The 16001-nt window shown below is 53.0% G+C and carries 15 protein-coding genes; 6 read left to right on the top strand and 9 right to left on the bottom strand.

The genetic code is table 11. From position 1 onward, the window contains the following. The first annotated feature begins 32 nt into the window (after positions 1-32). Positions 33-464 carry a universal stress protein gene (locus ABLV30_RS10465; RefSeq protein WP_187228572.1) on the top strand — a complete coding sequence of 144 codons (432 nt, stop codon included), beginning with the start codon at positions 33-35 and terminating at the stop codon, positions 462-464. Between the two features lie 43 nt (positions 465-507). On the opposite strand, the gene ABLV30_RS10460 is transcribed toward ABLV30_RS10465, so the two are convergent. After that, entirely contained in the window at positions 508-1194 is a 687-nt protein-coding gene (locus ABLV30_RS10460; protein WP_004851246.1) for a GntR family transcriptional regulator, read from the bottom strand. Positions 1195-1284: 90 nt separating this feature from the next. Continuing rightward, positions 1285-2034: a bifunctional NADP-dependent 3-hydroxy acid dehydrogenase/3-hydroxypropionate dehydrogenase YdfG gene (gene ydfG, locus ABLV30_RS10455; protein ID WP_004851244.1), complete on the bottom strand. Its 750-nt coding sequence runs from the start codon at positions 2032-2034 to the stop codon at positions 1285-1287. Positions 2035-2205: 171 nt separating this feature from the next. Here ydfG and dcp point away from each other — a divergent pair, with 171 nt between their 5' ends. Beyond that, positions 2206-4248 (top strand): peptidyl-dipeptidase Dcp, encoded by a 2043-nt coding sequence (gene dcp, locus ABLV30_RS10450; RefSeq protein WP_116280569.1) that lies wholly within the window; start codon positions 2206-2208, stop codon positions 4246-4248. Between the two features lie 492 nt (positions 4249-4740). On the opposite strand, the gene ABLV30_RS10445 is transcribed toward dcp, so the two are convergent. The 4 genes from ABLV30_RS10445 to ABLV30_RS10430 all read right to left on the bottom strand — a co-directional run bounded on the left by ABLV30_RS10445 (position 4741) and on the right by ABLV30_RS10430 (position 8404). Next, entirely contained in the window at positions 4741-5370 is a 630-nt protein-coding gene (locus ABLV30_RS10445; RefSeq protein WP_265800040.1) for a LuxR C-terminal-related transcriptional regulator, read from the bottom strand. 694 nt (positions 5371-6064) lie between these two features. Then, positions 6065-6325 (bottom strand): hypothetical protein, encoded by a 261-nt coding sequence (locus ABLV30_RS10440; protein ID WP_080528122.1) that lies wholly within the window; start codon positions 6323-6325, stop codon positions 6065-6067. A 948-nt stretch (positions 6326-7273) separates the two neighbouring features. After that, positions 7274-7750, bottom strand: coding sequence for a cold shock domain-containing protein (locus ABLV30_RS10435; RefSeq protein WP_004851238.1), 477 nt, complete (start codon positions 7748-7750; stop codon positions 7274-7276). Between the two features lie 114 nt (positions 7751-7864). Then, the gene (locus ABLV30_RS10430) at positions 7865-8404 is read right to left on the bottom strand and encodes a DUF2058 domain-containing protein (RefSeq protein ID WP_025105772.1); all 540 of its coding nucleotides are present in this window, start codon (positions 8402-8404) and stop codon (positions 7865-7867) included. A gap of 162 nt (positions 8405-8566) precedes the next feature. Between ABLV30_RS10430 and ABLV30_RS10425 the strand changes: the two genes are divergently transcribed. Continuing rightward, positions 8567-8878: a hypothetical protein gene (locus ABLV30_RS10425; RefSeq protein WP_025105771.1), complete on the top strand. Its 312-nt coding sequence runs from the start codon at positions 8567-8569 to the stop codon at positions 8876-8878. Positions 8879-8940: 62 nt separating this feature from the next. On the opposite strand, the gene ABLV30_RS10420 is transcribed toward ABLV30_RS10425, so the two are convergent. Next, positions 8941-9213, bottom strand: a complete 273-nt coding sequence (locus tag ABLV30_RS10420; protein ID WP_004851233.1) for a CsbD family protein — start codon at positions 9211-9213, stop codon at positions 8941-8943. 381 nt (positions 9214-9594) lie between these two features. Between ABLV30_RS10420 and ABLV30_RS10415 the strand changes: the two genes are divergently transcribed. The 3 genes from ABLV30_RS10415 (at position 9595) to ABLV30_RS10405 (ending at position 11356) form a co-directional block, all read left to right on the top strand. Further along, on the top strand, positions 9595-9849 hold the full coding sequence (locus ABLV30_RS10415; RefSeq protein WP_025105770.1) for a hypothetical protein: 255 nt from the start codon (positions 9595-9597) through the stop codon (positions 9847-9849). A 28-nt stretch (positions 9850-9877) separates the two neighbouring features. Continuing rightward, positions 9878-10138 carry a hypothetical protein gene (locus tag ABLV30_RS10410; protein ID WP_014229513.1) on the top strand — a complete coding sequence of 87 codons (261 nt, stop codon included), beginning with the start codon at positions 9878-9880 and terminating at the stop codon, positions 10136-10138. A 102-nt stretch (positions 10139-10240) separates the two neighbouring features. Continuing rightward, positions 10241-11356 (top strand): AAA family ATPase, encoded by a 1116-nt coding sequence (locus tag ABLV30_RS10405; RefSeq protein WP_187228222.1) that lies wholly within the window; start codon positions 10241-10243, stop codon positions 11354-11356. A gap of 46 nt (positions 11357-11402) precedes the next feature. Here ABLV30_RS10405 and ABLV30_RS10400 read toward each other — a convergent pair whose 3' ends face one another. Together ABLV30_RS10400 and ABLV30_RS10395 are read right to left on the bottom strand one after the other, a co-directional pair. Next, complete coding sequence (locus ABLV30_RS10400; protein WP_025105768.1) at positions 11403-12653, bottom strand: MFS transporter; 1251 nt, start codon at positions 12651-12653, stop codon at positions 11403-11405. A 55-nt stretch (positions 12654-12708) separates the two neighbouring features. After that, a complete protein-coding gene (locus tag ABLV30_RS10395) occupies positions 12709-15816 on the bottom strand; it encodes a beta-galactosidase (RefSeq protein WP_187228221.1) in 3108 nt (1035 codons plus the stop codon). Between the last annotated feature and the right edge of the window lie 185 nt (positions 15817-16001).

Here is a 16001-nt window from a genome sequence, read left to right as displayed (position 1 = left end):
CTAAGTTTCCTCAGAAAAAAGGAGAACGGACTATGTACAAAAAAATTTTGCTGCCCGTAGACGTTTTTGAAATGGATTTAAGTGACAAAGCGGTTCGCCATGCTGAGTTTTTAGCATCAGCGGATGAAGGGGAGATTACGCTGCTCAACGTTCTGCCGAACAGCAGCAGCTCAATTTTACGCGGTTTTGCGGCCGATATACATAAGTTTGAGGCCTATATGCGTGAGGAATCTGAGAAAAAGATGAAGACAATATCCCGTCTGTTCTCCATTCCCGCCGGGCGGATTCATTCCCGAGTTGTCTTTGGCAACGTGCGCGATGAAATTCTGGCGGTGAGCGGCAATGAGGATTTTGACGTTATCGTTATTGGTTCCCGCAAGCCGGGTATATCCACTCATCTTCTTGGTTCAAACGCTGAGTCGATTTTACGTCACGCTAAAATACCGGTTCTGGTTGTCAGGTAAGTCAAGCTCTCGCGGCAGATAATCTGTTCTGCCGCAACTCGTTTTATTCCTCGCTGAACCAGTCGCTGTTTTCCTGACGAACAAGCAGCACGGACTCGCTAATTTCTTGCAGATGTAGGCGCATGGCTTTTTCAACCGCATCCGGATTGCGGGCGACCAGCGGCTGGAAAATATCATAGTGCTGACGCAGCATCATATCGGGTGGGGTCACATGATCGAGGCTCATATAGCGCACCCGGTCAATGGTGGCTTTAATATTCTCGACGGTATCCCAGGCGAGCTGGCAGTCGGCGATTTGCGAGAGCTTCTGGTGAAATTCGTCATCCAGCTGGAAAAAATCCGTTAACTGCTGCCGCTCCACCGCCGTACGCTGCTGATTGAGATTTTGCTCAAGCTGGTAGAGCTGTTCATCATTCACCATTCCGGCGGCGCGTCGCACCACGGCGCATTCGATGGCCTGGCGGACAAAACAGCCGTTACGCACCTGCGAGAGCGAGATTTTATTCACATAGCTGCCGCGCTGCGGACGGATCTGAATTAAGCCATTTTCAGCCAGTTTGATAAAAGCTTCGCGTACAGGTTGCCGGGAAACGTCAAAGCGCACGGAGACTTCTTTTTCCGAAAGAGGGGTGCCTGGCGGGATCAGACAATGGACGATATCCCGACGCAGGATACGATAAATTTGCTGATTAACGGGCTGTGTCGGATTCAGTTGTGCTTCTGCGGCCATGGATGATTACTTTTATATGAGGTATTTGCGCTATTTTACGCGTTTTTTGTCTTCCAGCCCAGACCCGGCCCGCGGGCCGGGTTACAGAGCTTAGCCCTGGCGGTGCACGTTCAGTCCGGCAAAACTTTGGCTGACCGGCATGATTTCCAGGGTATTAATGTTGACGTGTTTTGGCAGGGTTGCGACCCACCAGACCGCTTCGGTGACGTCTTCCGGAGTCAGAGCCTGGGTATTTTCGTAAGCTTTCTCGGCTTTAGCGTCATCACCTTTAAAGCGCACGTTAGAGAATTCGGTGCCACCGACCAGACCGGGCTCAATATCGGTCACGCGAAGGGCGGTACCGTGAAGATCGGTACGAAGATTGAGGCTGAACTGACGCACAAACGCTTTGGTCGCGCCGTAGACGTTACCGCCAGCATAAGGCCAGGCGCCGGCGACCGAACCGATATTGATTACGTGGCCGCGATTACGCTCAACCATTCCCGGCAGAACGGCGCGGGTCATATACACCAGCCCTTTGTTATTGGTGTCAATCATGTCTTCCCAGTCTTCAATGTTGGCTTTATGCGCGGGCTCCAGTCCCAGCGCCAGCCCGGCATTATTGACGAGAACATCAATCGCCTGCCAGTCTGCCGGCAGTCCGGCAATCAGCTCTTCAATGGCTGCACGGTTGCGCACGTCCAGCTGGGCGGTATAAAGGTTCTCGCCCAGCTCATCTTTAAGCGTTTTCAGGCGTTCTTCGCGACGCCCGGTGGCAATCACTTTGTGACCGTTAGCGATAAAACGGCGAGTTATGCTTTCACCAAAACCCGCTGTTGCTCCGGTAACCAGGATAATCATCTTACTGTTCCTCAACGATTTTTGTGTCTTCATACCATAGCACGCGATCCCGGCGACGGGTAATGGAAATCACCAGACCTCCCCGCCGAACGCGGCGGTGAACAGAGTAATCATTGCGGTCAATCAATGAGTTGCCTAATCTTACAGAATAATCGTGTTCAGGAGATGAAGATGTCGGAGAACAATCCTTTTTTTAGCGTCAGTCTGCTGCCTTATCAGGCGCCGCGTTTCGATTTGATTGACGTGAGTCATTACCGTCCGGCCTTCGACGAGGGCGTTCGTCGCCAGCGCGCAGAGATTGCCGCTATCGCGAATAACCCGCAGCCGGCTGATTTTGCCAACACGCTGGAAGCCCTGGAACAGAGCGGCCAGCTGCTGGCTCGGGTAACCAACGTCTTCTTCGCTATGGCGGGCGCGGAGACCAATCCGGCCATTCAGGCGCTTGATGAGCAGTTTTCCTCTGAGCTGGCGGAACTGGCGAATGATATCTGGCTCAACGATGCCCTTTTTCAACGCGTGAAGCAGGTGTGGGAGCGGCGAGAGTCGCTCTCCCTTGACGCCGAATCCCGACGTCTGCTGGAGGTGACCTGGCAACGCTTTACCCTTGCGGGAGCCACGCTTGCGGACGATCAAAAAGCGGCGCTTCGCGCGCTGAATACCGAGGCGGCAGCGCTGCAAAGCCAGTTTCAGCAGCGCCTGCTGGCGGCGGTAAAATCTGGTGGTCTGGTGGTGGATTACGCTCATCAGCTCGCAGGGCTTAGCGACGATGAGATAAGCGCAGCGGCAGAAGCCGCGCAGGAGAAGGGATTAGGTGGTCGCTGGCTGCTGCCTTTACTCAATACGACCCAGCAGCCCGCGCTGCTTTCGCTGCAGGACCGGCAGACGCGAGAGAATTTGTTTGCAGCAGGCTGGACGCGAAATCAGAAGGGCGATGCGAATGACACTCGCGAGCTGGTACTGCGGCTAGCGGAGCTCCGCGCGCGCAAAGCGCAGCTGCTGGGCGCTGATGACTTCGCCAGCTGGTCAATGGCCGATCAGATGGCGGGCGATCCGGCAGAGGCGTTTGCCTTTATGCGGCGAATCGCTCCGGCGGCGAAGGCGCGGGCCGAGCAGGAGCTGGCGGATATTCAGCAAGTTATTGATAATGAAGGCGGTGATTTCCGCGCGGCGGCGTGGGACTGGCTCTATTACGCCGAGCAGGTGCGCAGGGCGAAATTTGCCATCGATGAAGCGCTGCTCAAGCCCTATTTTGCCCTCGACCGCGTCCTGCGCGACGGCGTGTTCTGGACGGCGACACAGCTGTTCGGTATTCGCTTTGTCGAGCGATTCGATATTCCGGTTTATCATCCGGACGTGCAGGTATGGGAAATTATCGACGCTAACGGAGAGGGAATTGCGCTGTTCTACGGCGACTACTTCTCGCGGGACAGCAAAAGCGGCGGGGCGTGGATGGGCGTATTTGTTGAACAATCCACCCTGCGTGCGCAGCATCCGGTAATTTATAACGTCTGTAACTACCAGAAACCCAAAGCCGGACATAGCGCGCTTCTTTCCTGGGATGAGGTCATCACTTTATTTCACGAATTTGGGCATACCCTGCACGGCCTGTTTGCCAGCCAGAAGTATGCCAGTCTGTCGGGAACTAATACGCCCCGCGATTTTGTTGAGTTTCCTTCACAGATTTATGAACACTGGGCCAGCGAGCCGCAGGTATTTGCCCACTATGCGCGGCATCATCAAACCGGGGAAAACATGCCGGCCGCGCTGCGCGACAGCATGTTCCGCGCGGCGAAGTTTAATAAAGGCTACGACATGAGCGAACTGCTCGCAGCGGCGCTGCTGGATATGCACTGGCATAGCGTGAGGGAGGATAAACTCCCGGATGATGTCGATGCGTTTGAAGCCGCGTCCCTGCGTGCGGAGAATATGGATCTGGCCGCCGTGCCGCCGCGCTATCGCAGCAGCTACTTTTCGCATATTTTCGGCGGCGGATACGCCGCGGGCTATTACGCTTACCTGTGGACCCAAATGCTGGCGGATGACGGCTACCAGTGGTTCGTTGAGCAGGGTGGTTTAACCCGTGAAAACGGCCAGCGCTTCCGCGAAGCGATTTTGTCTCGCGGCAATAGCACTGATTTAGCAGAACTTTATCGCCAGTGGCGCGGACACGATCCGAGGATTGAGCCGATGCTGGAAAACCGCGGGCTGAGCTAGCCGAGCGTTGTTTAGAGCAGAAGAAGACCGGGCGCAGCGCCCGGTTTTTTATCCACTTTTTCCGTCTCCAAAATCTCTGCAAAACGTCACTGCCCAATTTAGCGCCCTCGGCATCGTTTGTCCCGTTTTGGTAATCCCGTGCATCGACGCGCTGGCCACTTTTGCTTAAAAACATGAAGCCCGGCATAAAGTGTTTTTTAGCGGAAAATAATATTAATATATTAAATATAACCCCCTTACAATATTAGGAGTTTACTTACATTGTTGCATGGATTTCTTAAATTTAATAAGCGAACTTGCTCTGTGAATGTTCTTCACTCTATCATCTGTCTTATCTCTTGCATATCTTTTATTGAACGGATTGAGTATGGCTAATATATTGCTTCTGGCATTCGCGGTTTTTTTATTGCTGGTTTCACTGATTTCTGGGTTTTCGTATTTTCAAGACAGAAAAAAGCAAAAGTTGAGTTTTAAAAGCAAACGTATGAAATTCTAATTAAAATAGAGAGATGTTCTTCTCATAACGATGGAAGAGAATCTGATAAGCTCCTGATTGTTTTCTAACTGGAATTTCTTCATTATTCGTAATTTATGGGAGTATACGGTTCTGTGATCGATGCCCAGGTTTTTTGCTGTTTCATTATTGTTAAGGCCAATGTTTATGGCATTAATAATTTTTAGTTGCGAGCGACTCAATGACTGATGCGGGCATTTTAAACAGCGATTCTTCTCTATCGTTATACGTTTCTTATCGCCCGCGACAAATTCATCAAAGAGAATAGACAGGTTTTTTTTGATTGTTTCAAGGCTGCTTTTATGAAATAAAATGACAGCATTTTGAACGCATAAAGGCAGCAGGGAAGGATTAAACGTTATTTCTTTTTTGGTGAAAATTACCACCGCTGGACACTCTGATTTATATCTTTTCATTTCCTGACATAATAAATACTCGCCAACTTCCATCTCAGTAAAAATTATGTCTGGTTTTTTGAGGTGTTCTTTTGTGTTATTGCTTTGAAAACAAAGGTCGCTTATACCTTTGGTGCTCGCAATTTCTTGGGTAAGTTCCTCTATGGCCTTTTCTAAATAAATATTTTTGGTGATGATGGCGATTTTTAGCATGATTTTATTATTTTTAAAAAAGGCGGTGGAAAAATTTTCGACCGTCGTATGATGTTTTATTTAAGTAACGCCTGATGAGATTAGGATATTTCCTATTGAATATAATGGCAATAGGTTTAAAGAAAGGGTGGCTTTACTTTTTAATTAAAGATCGCAGCTAAATCAGTGGCTTGCGTGGGTGGTTTGCTTATTTTTCAGCGTTTTTAATCGCACTAAATGCCAAGATTTGTTATGCCAGTCTTAATTTGTATTCATGGGTTTTATTAATTAACGACAATTATTCAGAAAATCATTATAAATATAGCATCGAAAGCTAATTTTTAGCGGCGTCCATTGAATCATAGGGCGAGAAGCTATTCGTTATTTAACGGCATGCATGCCGTTGATTTGATACTTCCACCGCGTAGCTATCCGGGACGCGTTGAGCAGGGCGGTTTAACCCGTGAAAAGGATCAGCGCTTCCGCGAGGCAATTTTGTCTCGCGGAACGGGTTTTGATTTAACTGCGCTTTATCGGCATTGGCGCGAGCGCGCTCTTACGATTGAGCCGATGCTGGAAAACCGCGGATTGGGTTAGTCCGGCGATTGTCACGTAAAGAGGACCGAGCGCGGTTTTTGTACGTTTTTCCTCCCCAAACTGAAGCCTTACATTCATCAAGATGGGGAAGTGATACTGTAGAGGTGCCAGGGCATGGTTAAAATGCATTCGCATTCGATTTGACCTTAGCGATAAACTCTTCTGTAAGCGACAAGCCTTCGATGATTTCCTTATCGACTACGGTAATTCCGTATTGGACAATTAACTCCAGCAGTCCGTCATAGGTCTGTATGAGCTCCAGAAGGCTGTAGATTGTTTTGCGATCGGAAACGGAGGGCATCTCAGAGATTGCTGAAGATTGATTAACAATCCACTCAAGATTGGCTTTGATTTTTTCTATATCAAGGTAACTATACATATTTCATGGGCTTAAATCCTCATTTCAAGATTTTTTTGAGAAAACGCGTTTCTGACTTCACAGGAAAAAGCTATTGAATAACATCCAAAAACTCTGTTACTGGGAGATGTCGATGATCAAGCCGGATGGGGGCTAGCTGCAGAAGCGGTCATGTCCAAAAGCGCTGCTACTGGCGTATCCCCTAAAGAAGGGCGCGATGTGCGTAGACTTCATTATGGAACGGATCGCCTATATATCAAGAAATCAGCGGATAAAATGTGAATAAGTAAATTTTACTGCGGATAAGGCTGCTCACCTGCAAACCGTATGCAAGAGCTGCAGGTGAGCAATGTGCCATGGAGGCAGTACCATAGCGGCAAAATTTTAGCCTCGCGCTGCGGGCAAAACCAACAAACCGTTTACCGCCGGGAACATTTTAGGACTTACCTTACTCATCACCGTGCGCAAGGCAAATGAAAATAGGGTATCAACCGGGCTCAATATGATGTCTGCCTGCGGCCTCGCCCCTTCGAGGCCAGCGTAAGCGCTGTTCAAGGCACGAGTGCTTTGTCCTGCAACTCGAATTATTTAGGGTAGTAATAACCTTTTTTAACAGCTAATGCGGATTAGCGTATTTTGCGTCATGTTTTTACGGGCATAACGCGCGCGCGACTGGAATAAACCGAGAGGCAGGCGGATATTGGCTGAGGGAGGAGAAAAATTATCTGGTTAATAAAGGACGCAGAGCCCGGCGTCCCATTGCGGATAAAAAACAGAACGGCTGGAATTACCTAACAGCGCTTCGCTTGCACGAGTCCGAAGAAATTGCGCGGCAGGTTGTGACTCTGGTATTGGCAGGCCGGGTAAGGCGTCAATCGCCACCCGGTGAAGAACCGGGGAAGATGTTTAAACAGATTTGTCATCACTCCCAAACCGGGCACAGAGCCCGGTTTGTTGAGCCGTACGCTTTCACACCTTAAGCAGCTTTACCGTGGCCTCAATGTCTATCTCATCTTCCGAGAAGATGAGGGTGGTTCCCTGGAAGGTGGTAATAGCCAGCTTTTTCACCGAGCGCATTTCGCCAGGCTTAGCGGTGGATTTTGGCCTGATATTTCCCATCAACAGGCCTACGGAAAGGACCGCATTCTCTTTGTCGATGCGGGCATCGGCGGGCTCTTCCTCGCTGTACACCAGGAAAGATTTGATCGATGTAAGCTTAATCCGCTCGCCTGCAATATAGATATATTTGCTTTCCGGCAGGACTTTTACCGCATAGGCTGACAAACCCTTGTTATTGGTGGTGGGTTCGAAAGTGACTGCTGCATCTTTTTTAATGAGTTCAGGGTTGGCAACCTTAATCACATGAAAATAGCGATTATCGCCGTTTTCATCTTTGATAAATCCAAAACCTTTATCTTTAAACCACGTTGTGATCGTTCCGTTCATCGCCGTTACCGCCTGGTTAATCGTTTATCTACTCAATTTTTGCCGCGCGCAGTGTAAAGCACAACGCCTGCGCAGACCAGGTCTGAATCGCCGGTCTGCGCAGGCCCGCATTGCTTACCACATCAAATCATCGGGAACTTTAAAATCAGCATACGGATCGTCTTCGTCCTGCTCTTCCGCACTTAGCGCGCTGTTTAAGACAATGCTGCTGGCGTCGCGCTGGGCGATTTTATCGGCGACGCTCGCCGGGATAATCGCGTATTTGCTCTCGCCGTCGTTATCGCCGGCCAGACGCGCAATGGCGAGACGGCCGCTAATCAGCTGTGCCTGGGTGAGTTTATCCACGGCGATTTTTTTAATGAAGTTGTTATCCGTGAAGTTAAAATCAATATTGCCTTTTGAAATATCGATTTTATTCATTTCAATAAGCTGCTTAACCTGCGCTTTATACTCTTTCGAGAGCGCCGCCTGCTTTTGCTGCTCGCTAAGCTGCTTATCTCGCTCAAGCTGCGCTTTTTTATTCTCTTCCACTGCTTCTCTGGCTTCACGAGCCTGAACGCGGGACTTTTTCGCCGTTCTCTGAACTTTGGCCATTTTTTTGCTGGTCACTAACCCGGCTTTAAGCATTTGTTCTTGTAAGGTGAGTTTTGTCATCTTCGTGTCTGAATCCGCTGAATAATGAGTGAGATTATACCTGCAAATGTCCGGGATGTACCAGGCGGTATGATTCGCATAAAGCAATTGCATAAAAAATCACTATTATCGCCATTTATTTGCTATAAATGCATCTTTATTGCTTTTTTATGAGGTGTGGAGATGATTGTCAGAACCTGGCATGGTTGTGTTCCCGTTGAGTTTGGCGATGCGTTTGCGGTTCATTTGCAGGCGACAGGCGTACAGCATTCCCAGGGCATCAGCGGCAACGCGGGGGCGTTTGTCAGACGGGAAACGCAGGGGGAGTGGGAACACTTCTTCCTGGCAACGTACTGGCACAATCTGGATGCGGTCATCGCCTTTGCCGGTGAAGCGTATCATGTCGCAGTGACCTATGCGGATGATGAGCAATTCCACCTGTTGTCCGACCCTTACGTTTTTCAGTTTAACGTAGCTGAAGTCGTGGCGATTTAAGTCAGCGTTAGCATAAGCGCGCCGCAGGCAAAAAATTAAGGCCCGAAGGGCCTTAGAATGGGTTATTTCCGTCCCGCCAGTAAACCAATCACCAGCCCGATAGCGCCGGCCGCCAGCAGCCCGGTCAGCGGATTTTCCCTTACGCGCTCGGAGACCTCTGAGACGGCATCCGACGCCTGAGCGGCGTACTTACGGGCCGCGCCTTTTAGCTGATGTTTAGGCGAATCAACCGCATCACCAAATTGCTGCTGGGCTTCCCCGGCGAATTCATTGACTTTGTTGCTCACTTTGTCCGCCAGATTCTGCGCGTCGTTTTCATACTCTTGTGATGACATGGGAGTCTCCTTTCGTTTGACTTATTTAAGTCTAGTGGCTAACAAGCGAAGTACAAATGCTCAGCCGTCGGTGAGCCTCACTCCAGGAATTTTCCACAACGTCCGGGATATAAACCAGGTCGCTGTTTCTGCCACAAAAGCGCTACACTCTGGCGAAAAGAAACGTCGCCAGAATGGGGGGATTGCCGTCATTTCAATTGATTAAGGTAATTCCTGGATATAAGATCCGTCAGGCGCGGGGGCAGGAAAGGCGGCAATTCATAAATAAGAACTATTGATGTTCACAATTCCTCTTTTTTCCTTCATCATTTGTCAGCTTTTACTCCTAATAATCAGCGCTTAGCTCAGCATAAGAAAGAAATTTTTTTACTCAAGGCCGGTATGAACTATAAGAAAGTACTGAAGAACACGTTGCTGCTTGCTCCCGTGGCGATCCTGAGTCTGCAAACCCCTGTCTGGGGCGCAGAGGCCACGAAAACGGCGACCTGCCAGAAGGCGTCGCCTGCGGTGGACAAAGAAGGCGTGCCGTTACCGCCCGTTGTTGGTAAAGAGGGCGCTCAGCCGGCCTCCGCTAAAGACAAGTCCGGCCACGGCGGCGCAACGACCAACTGTCAGCCTGCGGCCATCGAAAATTAATCATTGACCTCAACCCGGGAGGGACATGGTGCACCCGTTAATTAAGGTGATGCTGGTTGGAGGGAAGGGCGACGGCCTGATGGTTAGCGTTGCCGATAACGCGACGGAGATTTCCGTGACGCCTGCGCAGTACGGCGCGAAATCCGGCCAGCCGCTGAGCTACAGAATCGTATCGCAGACCATTGACGATGAACGCTATTTTTTCGGCGTTTTCAACGAGAGCCATGAGGATACGGACAAACTCAAAAGAGTCGCGCTGACCCGCGGCATGAAAAAACTCTTCAGCTAAGCCGGAGCCGGGCGGCAAGCTGTCGTCCGGTCCGCGCCTGTTTTGTTTTCCTTTCGCCTCCGATACAGTAGCGCCAAACGCTTTTATCAGTTTCGGGAATCTATGATTAACCATATCCGGATAAAAAATTTCAGATCGGTCAGGGATATTGAGCTGGAACTCGGTGCGCTGAATATCGTCTTTGGCCCCAACGGCTGCGGTAAATCCAATATCTATAAAGCCATCCACCTGTTAACCGCCTGCGCCGACGGGAAGTTTTCCGGCTATATCAGCGATGAGGGCGGGCTGGAAAACATTATGTGGTCCGGGCCAGGCGCGCCGACCGACCGCTTTCCGCGGCGGCTGCAGATTGGCTGTCTGACCGACGAGTTTGACTACCAGCTGCAGGTGGGTTTTCCGGAAAAGCTGCCTTACCCTACCCAGTTTCAGCTGGATCCGATCGTTAAAGAGGAGTCGATCTGGCTGGCGGGATTTTCCCGACGTCCTTCATCGCGCGTGCTGGAGCGTAAAAACCAGGCGGCGTTCCTGGTGGATGTGAATGGCGAAAAGAGTACCTTTACCGACGCCATTTACGAGAATGAATCGATTTTTGGCCAACTGGGCGAGCCGCACCGTTTTCCGGAGGTCTCGCGGGTCAGGGAAACCATGCGCCACTGGCGCTTTTATCACGAATTCAATATTGGCAGACTCTCACCGCTGCGACACCCGACGGTAGGCTACCGCTCGCCGGTGCTCGACAGCGATGGGCATAACCTCGCCGCCGCCTTTCAGACCATCGTGGAAATCGGCGCCGAAGAGCTGCTGCATGAGATCCTCGGCGAAGCGTTCCCGGCGTGTACCTTTTATTGTGAAAACGAAAACTCGCGTTTCTCGATGAAGATGCGCCGTAACGGCGTCTGGCGGCCTTTACTGGCGGCGGAAATGTCCGACGGCACGCTGCGCTTCCTGTGCCTGGCGGTGGCGCTATTAAGCCCGCGCCCTCCGGCATTTCTGGCCATTAACGAGCCGGAAAACAGCCTGCATCGCCAGATGTTCCCGGCGCTGGCCCGGCTGATTGTCGAAGCGGCCCGCTATAGCCAAATCTGGTTAACCAGCCACTCCGTCGAGCTGGCTGAGCTGATTTCATCGATGGCGGAAGCGCGCCTTTACGGGCTGGAAAATAGCGACGGGGAAACGCGGATCGCCGGCTATCGGCAACTGCCTTACCCGGCGTCTTAACGGTGTATTGCCGACGCGCCGCCGGAGGGTTTCCGGCGGCCTGGCGTTATGCTGCGGCCGGGAGCAGGGTTTTGCTGCCTTTCAGGGTAAACAGCGAAATGACGGTAAAGCTCAGGGTAATACAGCCCAGGATCAGATAAGCCTGATGGAAGCCGACGGTATCATACATCCGTCCTACCCACGCCGAGAGCACAACGCCCGACAGCTGTTTCGATAAATTAAAGCCGATCAGGAACAGCGTCGCCGAAAGTTTTGGGTTAAATGCCGACGAGATATATTTAAAGGTGCCAACCAGCAGGAAGGGGATCTCAAACATATGCAGCATTTTTAATATAATCACTTCCACCGCCGAGGTCGCGAAAGACGAGCCTAAAATTCGGACTGACATAATTACCCCGGCAATTAACAGGGCATTCTTGGCGCCAATTCGGTTAATAATTGCCGGCGCGCAGAACATGATCAGCGCATTGAGTAATTCCCCACCGGTGGTCACGAAGCCAAACACTTCGGTGCCGCGCTGCGGGCTGGCGAAGAAGCCTTTAAAAAAGTTGGCGAACTGCTGGTCGAAAACGTCATAGACGCTGGCGACGCCAACGACATAAATAATAAAGCCCCAGAAGCGCGGCATCCGCAAGAGCTCGGCGGCGGTGCGCATGGAGAAAGCCTGACGGTTGACGCCCAGGGCGTCGATAACCTCGGCGCTATTGCTGCTTTCCGGCTTCGAGACCCACAGCAGCACGCCGAGGATCAGCGCGAAGCCGGAGGCGATCCAGAAGGTGATATTGGGGTCGATACTAAACAGAATGCCGGTGATTGAGGCGCACAGCGCCCAGCCGACGCAGCCGGAGACGCGCACTTTACCGTATTCAAAACGGTTGGCGCGGCTGACGCGTTCAATATAGGCTTCTACCGCCCCGGAGCCGCTGGAGAAGACGATCCCCAGATAGATCCCGCCCACCAGCGCGCCCGCGATGATATTCATCTGCAGCAGCGGAGAGAAAACAAAAATAAAGAACGGGGCAAACAGGATTAATAAAATCGTAATCGTCCACAGCAGATGTTTGCGCAGGCCGAGCTTATCGGAAATCAGGCCAAACACCGGCTGGAAAATTATCGCGAATAGCGAAATGGAGGAGAAGACAATCCCCGTTTCGGTTTTGGTTAAATGGTTTACTTCCGCCAGCCACACCGGGAAGAAGGGGAAGTAGGCTGACATAATGAAATAGTAGAAGAAAAAGAACAGCATGAAATATATAAAATTATGCCGTTCTCGTGGCGCGAGTTCAGAGAGTTTCATTGTGAATATTCCATATTATTATGCCTGTAAGGTTGGGGGCTGGCGCCCCCGATTATTATTGGAAATGAATCGTTAACTGATATTGCCATTGTGTCTCAAGCAGCAGCCATTGCTGTAGTACGCTGGGTGTCCAGGAGTCATCGCCGCCGATACCCATGTGTTGAGCATCAAGCGCGATCCAGACGCCGTTTTCCGGCTTCATCCTGTGCCAGTGATCGGTCTCCATTAACTGCGCGGTGCTGTAGGGCTGTACGGAGAAGTGGAAATCGCCCGCGACGTGCCAGCGCCCCCAGTCCAGCGCTTTGTTATCGCAGCGCAGGCCGTTTTCCGTCGGGAAAATGTACGGTGTGGTCATCTCTTCCAGCGGCAGCTGCCAGCGGGAGAAACAGGCGCTGGTGCGGCGGTCCGGATAGTTTTCATGCGGGCCGTAGCCGAGCCAGGAAACCGGTTGATGCTGGTCCGGAACCTGGAAATTCAGCCCGATGCGCGGCAGCGGCGGCAGGGTGCCGGCGCGTTCGCCATTGACCGCCAGATGCAGCTTGCCTTCGCCATCAAACGTCATCCGCCAGTGGCTGACAATCACCACTTCGTCGCCGCGCAGATAGTGCCAGCGGCTATCGATAACCACTTCATGGGCCAGGCGCTGGGCGTCGCACTGTACGCAGCGGGCGCTAAGGCCGTAGAGCCCGGCGCTCTTCCAGCGTTCAACCCAGGCGTTGGGGTCGATGCGCTCCACTTCGCTGACGCCGATATCGTTATCCAGCGGGGCGCGCACAAACTGGTCGCGCAGCGGCGTCAGCAGCTGTTCCACACCCTCTACCTGCCAGTGGGTCAGCAGGCCGCTCTCCCGGTCGATAGTCCATTGCTGCGAGCCGCTGCGTACGGTCCAGGCCGCGTCGCTGCTCTCCAGCGCTGGCGCCGTGCCGACGGGGGAAGGCCGGCGCAGCGCCAGCGGGGCGGCGAGCGGGAACTGCTGCCAGGCGACGCGATGCCCGGCGTCGGACCAGGCGGTGGCCTGCGGCTGGACAACCTCCAGCGTCAGCCACACCGCTTCGGCGCCCACGGGCAGCGTCAGCGCATCGCACAGCGTCAGCTCGCCCTGGCCTTCAGGGCTCAGCTCAAGCTTCACTTGACCCTCGGCAAAGGTTTCTCCGGCGGCCTGGACCTGCCAGCGCAGCGCTTCGTTATCGGTGGCGCGGAACAGATATTCGCTGCTGATGCTGATACGCAGCGGGGATTGCGCAAGCAGGGTAAACTGGAAGTACTGCTGCGCGTGTTTCGCTTCAATTAATGAAGGGTGCGGGCGGCGGTCGGGGAAGACCAGGCCGTTCATACAGAACTGGCGATCGTTCGGCGTATCGCCAAAATCACCGCCGTAGGCCCAGCCGACGCTGCCGTCGTCGAAGGTTTTGCTGATGGCCTGATCGGCCCAGTCCCAGATAAACCCGCCCTGCAGGCGCGGATAGTCGCGGAAGGCCTGCCAGTAATCAGCAAAGTTGCCGAGGCTGTTGCCCATCGCGTGGGCGTATTCGCAGAGGATCAGCGGGCGCTGCTCGCCCGGCAGACTGATCCACTTTTTGATCCCCCATTTCGGCACCGTCGGAATCCGCTGATCGCGCTCAACGCGGGCGTACATCGGGCAGATAATATCGGTGGTGGTGCTGTCGGCGCCTCCACCCTCGTACTGCACCGGGCGGGAGGGATCGTTGCGCTTCAGCCAGTGATACATCGCTTCATGGTTGCCGCCGCCGCCGGATTCGTTCCCCAGCGACCAGATAATAATCGACGGGTGGTTGCGATTGCTTTGCAACATCCGGCTGACGCGGGCGCTGAAGGCCGGCAGCCAGGCTGGATCGTCGGAAAGACGATTCATCGGCACCATGCCGTGGGTTTCAATATTGGCTTCGTCAACGACGTACAGGCCATAGCGATTGCACAGCTCGTACCAGCGCGGGGTGTTTGGATAATGCGAGCAGCGCACGGCGTTAAAGTTGTTCTGCTTCATCAGCAGGATGTCCTGCACCATATCCTCTTCGGTCACCACCTGGCCGCGCTGGTGATGGTGCTCGTGACGGTTGACGCCGCGGATCAGCAGCGGTTTGCCGTTTAACAGCAGCAGGCCGTTTTTGATTTCAACCCGGCGAAAGCCGATATCCCAGGCTTCAGCCTCGATCGTTTCATCGCCGCGGCACAGGGACACCACCGCCCGATAGCAGTTTGGCGTTTCCGCGCTCCACAGCGCCGGTCGCTCTACCGGCAGACGAATCGCCGCGCGTTCGGCATAGCTTCCGCGCTCATCGATAATCGGCGAACCCGGCGACTGCTGGTGACTGGCGACCAGACGATCGTCATCCCACAGTTCGATCTTCACCGTCAGCGCCTCCAGCAGCGCGACCGGCGCGGCGACGCTTAAGTTCACCAGCAGCTCGGCATCCCGATAGAGCGCATCGAGCTGCGGCGTGAGCTGAACGTCGCAGAGGTGCAGGGTCGGTTTGTTCAGCAGCCAGACCGAACGGAAGATGCCGCTCATGCGCCACATATCCTGGTCTTCAAGCCAGGTACCCGCGCTCCAGCGCATCACCATCACGCAGATGCGGTTATCACCCGGCTGAAGGTAGGGCGAGAGATCGAAGGCCGCGGGCAGGCGACTGTCCTGCGAATAACCGACCCATTCGCCGTTGCACCACAGATGAAAAGCCGAATTAACGCCGTCGAAGATAATCTGCGTCTGGCCGTCGGCTCGCCAGCTCTCATCGACGCTGAACGTCAGCGAGTAGCAGCCGGTCGGATTCTCCTCAGGCACGCGCGGCGGCGTAGTGTCGATCGGGTAGCGGACGTTGGTATAGATCGGAGCGTCGTAGCCTTCCATTTGCCAGTTTGACGGCACCGGCGTACTGCGGCTGTCCGGCAGATCGTCTTCCAGCCAGCGGGCATCCACGTCAAACGGGCTGCGAGCCCAGGAGAACTGCCACTGGCCGTCAAGCCGGCGGCGGAACGCCGAGGGCTGGTTTTTCCGCGCCGCGTCGGTATCGCGCCAGCTGGCGAAAGCCGGGTGGGCCGGTAAACGGTTGAGATGGGTAATGGTCTGGTTCTGCCAGTCTTCGCGGGCGAGAATCTGATGGAACGTTGCTCCTGCGGCGGAAAGAGAGTCGTGTTGTTGCATACGTATTCCTGACGGATAAGTGATAAAAATGTCATTCGCTAGACAATATGATTTTGTTATCAGTTATTTTCGCTATAGCCGCAATATTGGCGAAAATGAAACCCACTGGCGATCACGAAAAGCTGGAAAAACAGCTGATTTTTGTCGTCTTTTAAACATAAAATGTTAGCGGACGACATTGAGGT

It is taken from the genome of Klebsiella sp. CN_Kp113, from assembly GCF_040064585.1.
GTDB classification, from domain to species: domain Bacteria; phylum Pseudomonadota; class Gammaproteobacteria; order Enterobacterales; family Enterobacteriaceae; genus Klebsiella; species Klebsiella michiganensis.
The sequence above is the reverse complement of the archived record's forward strand: the minus strand, read 5'-3'. Positions and strand labels throughout refer to the sequence as shown.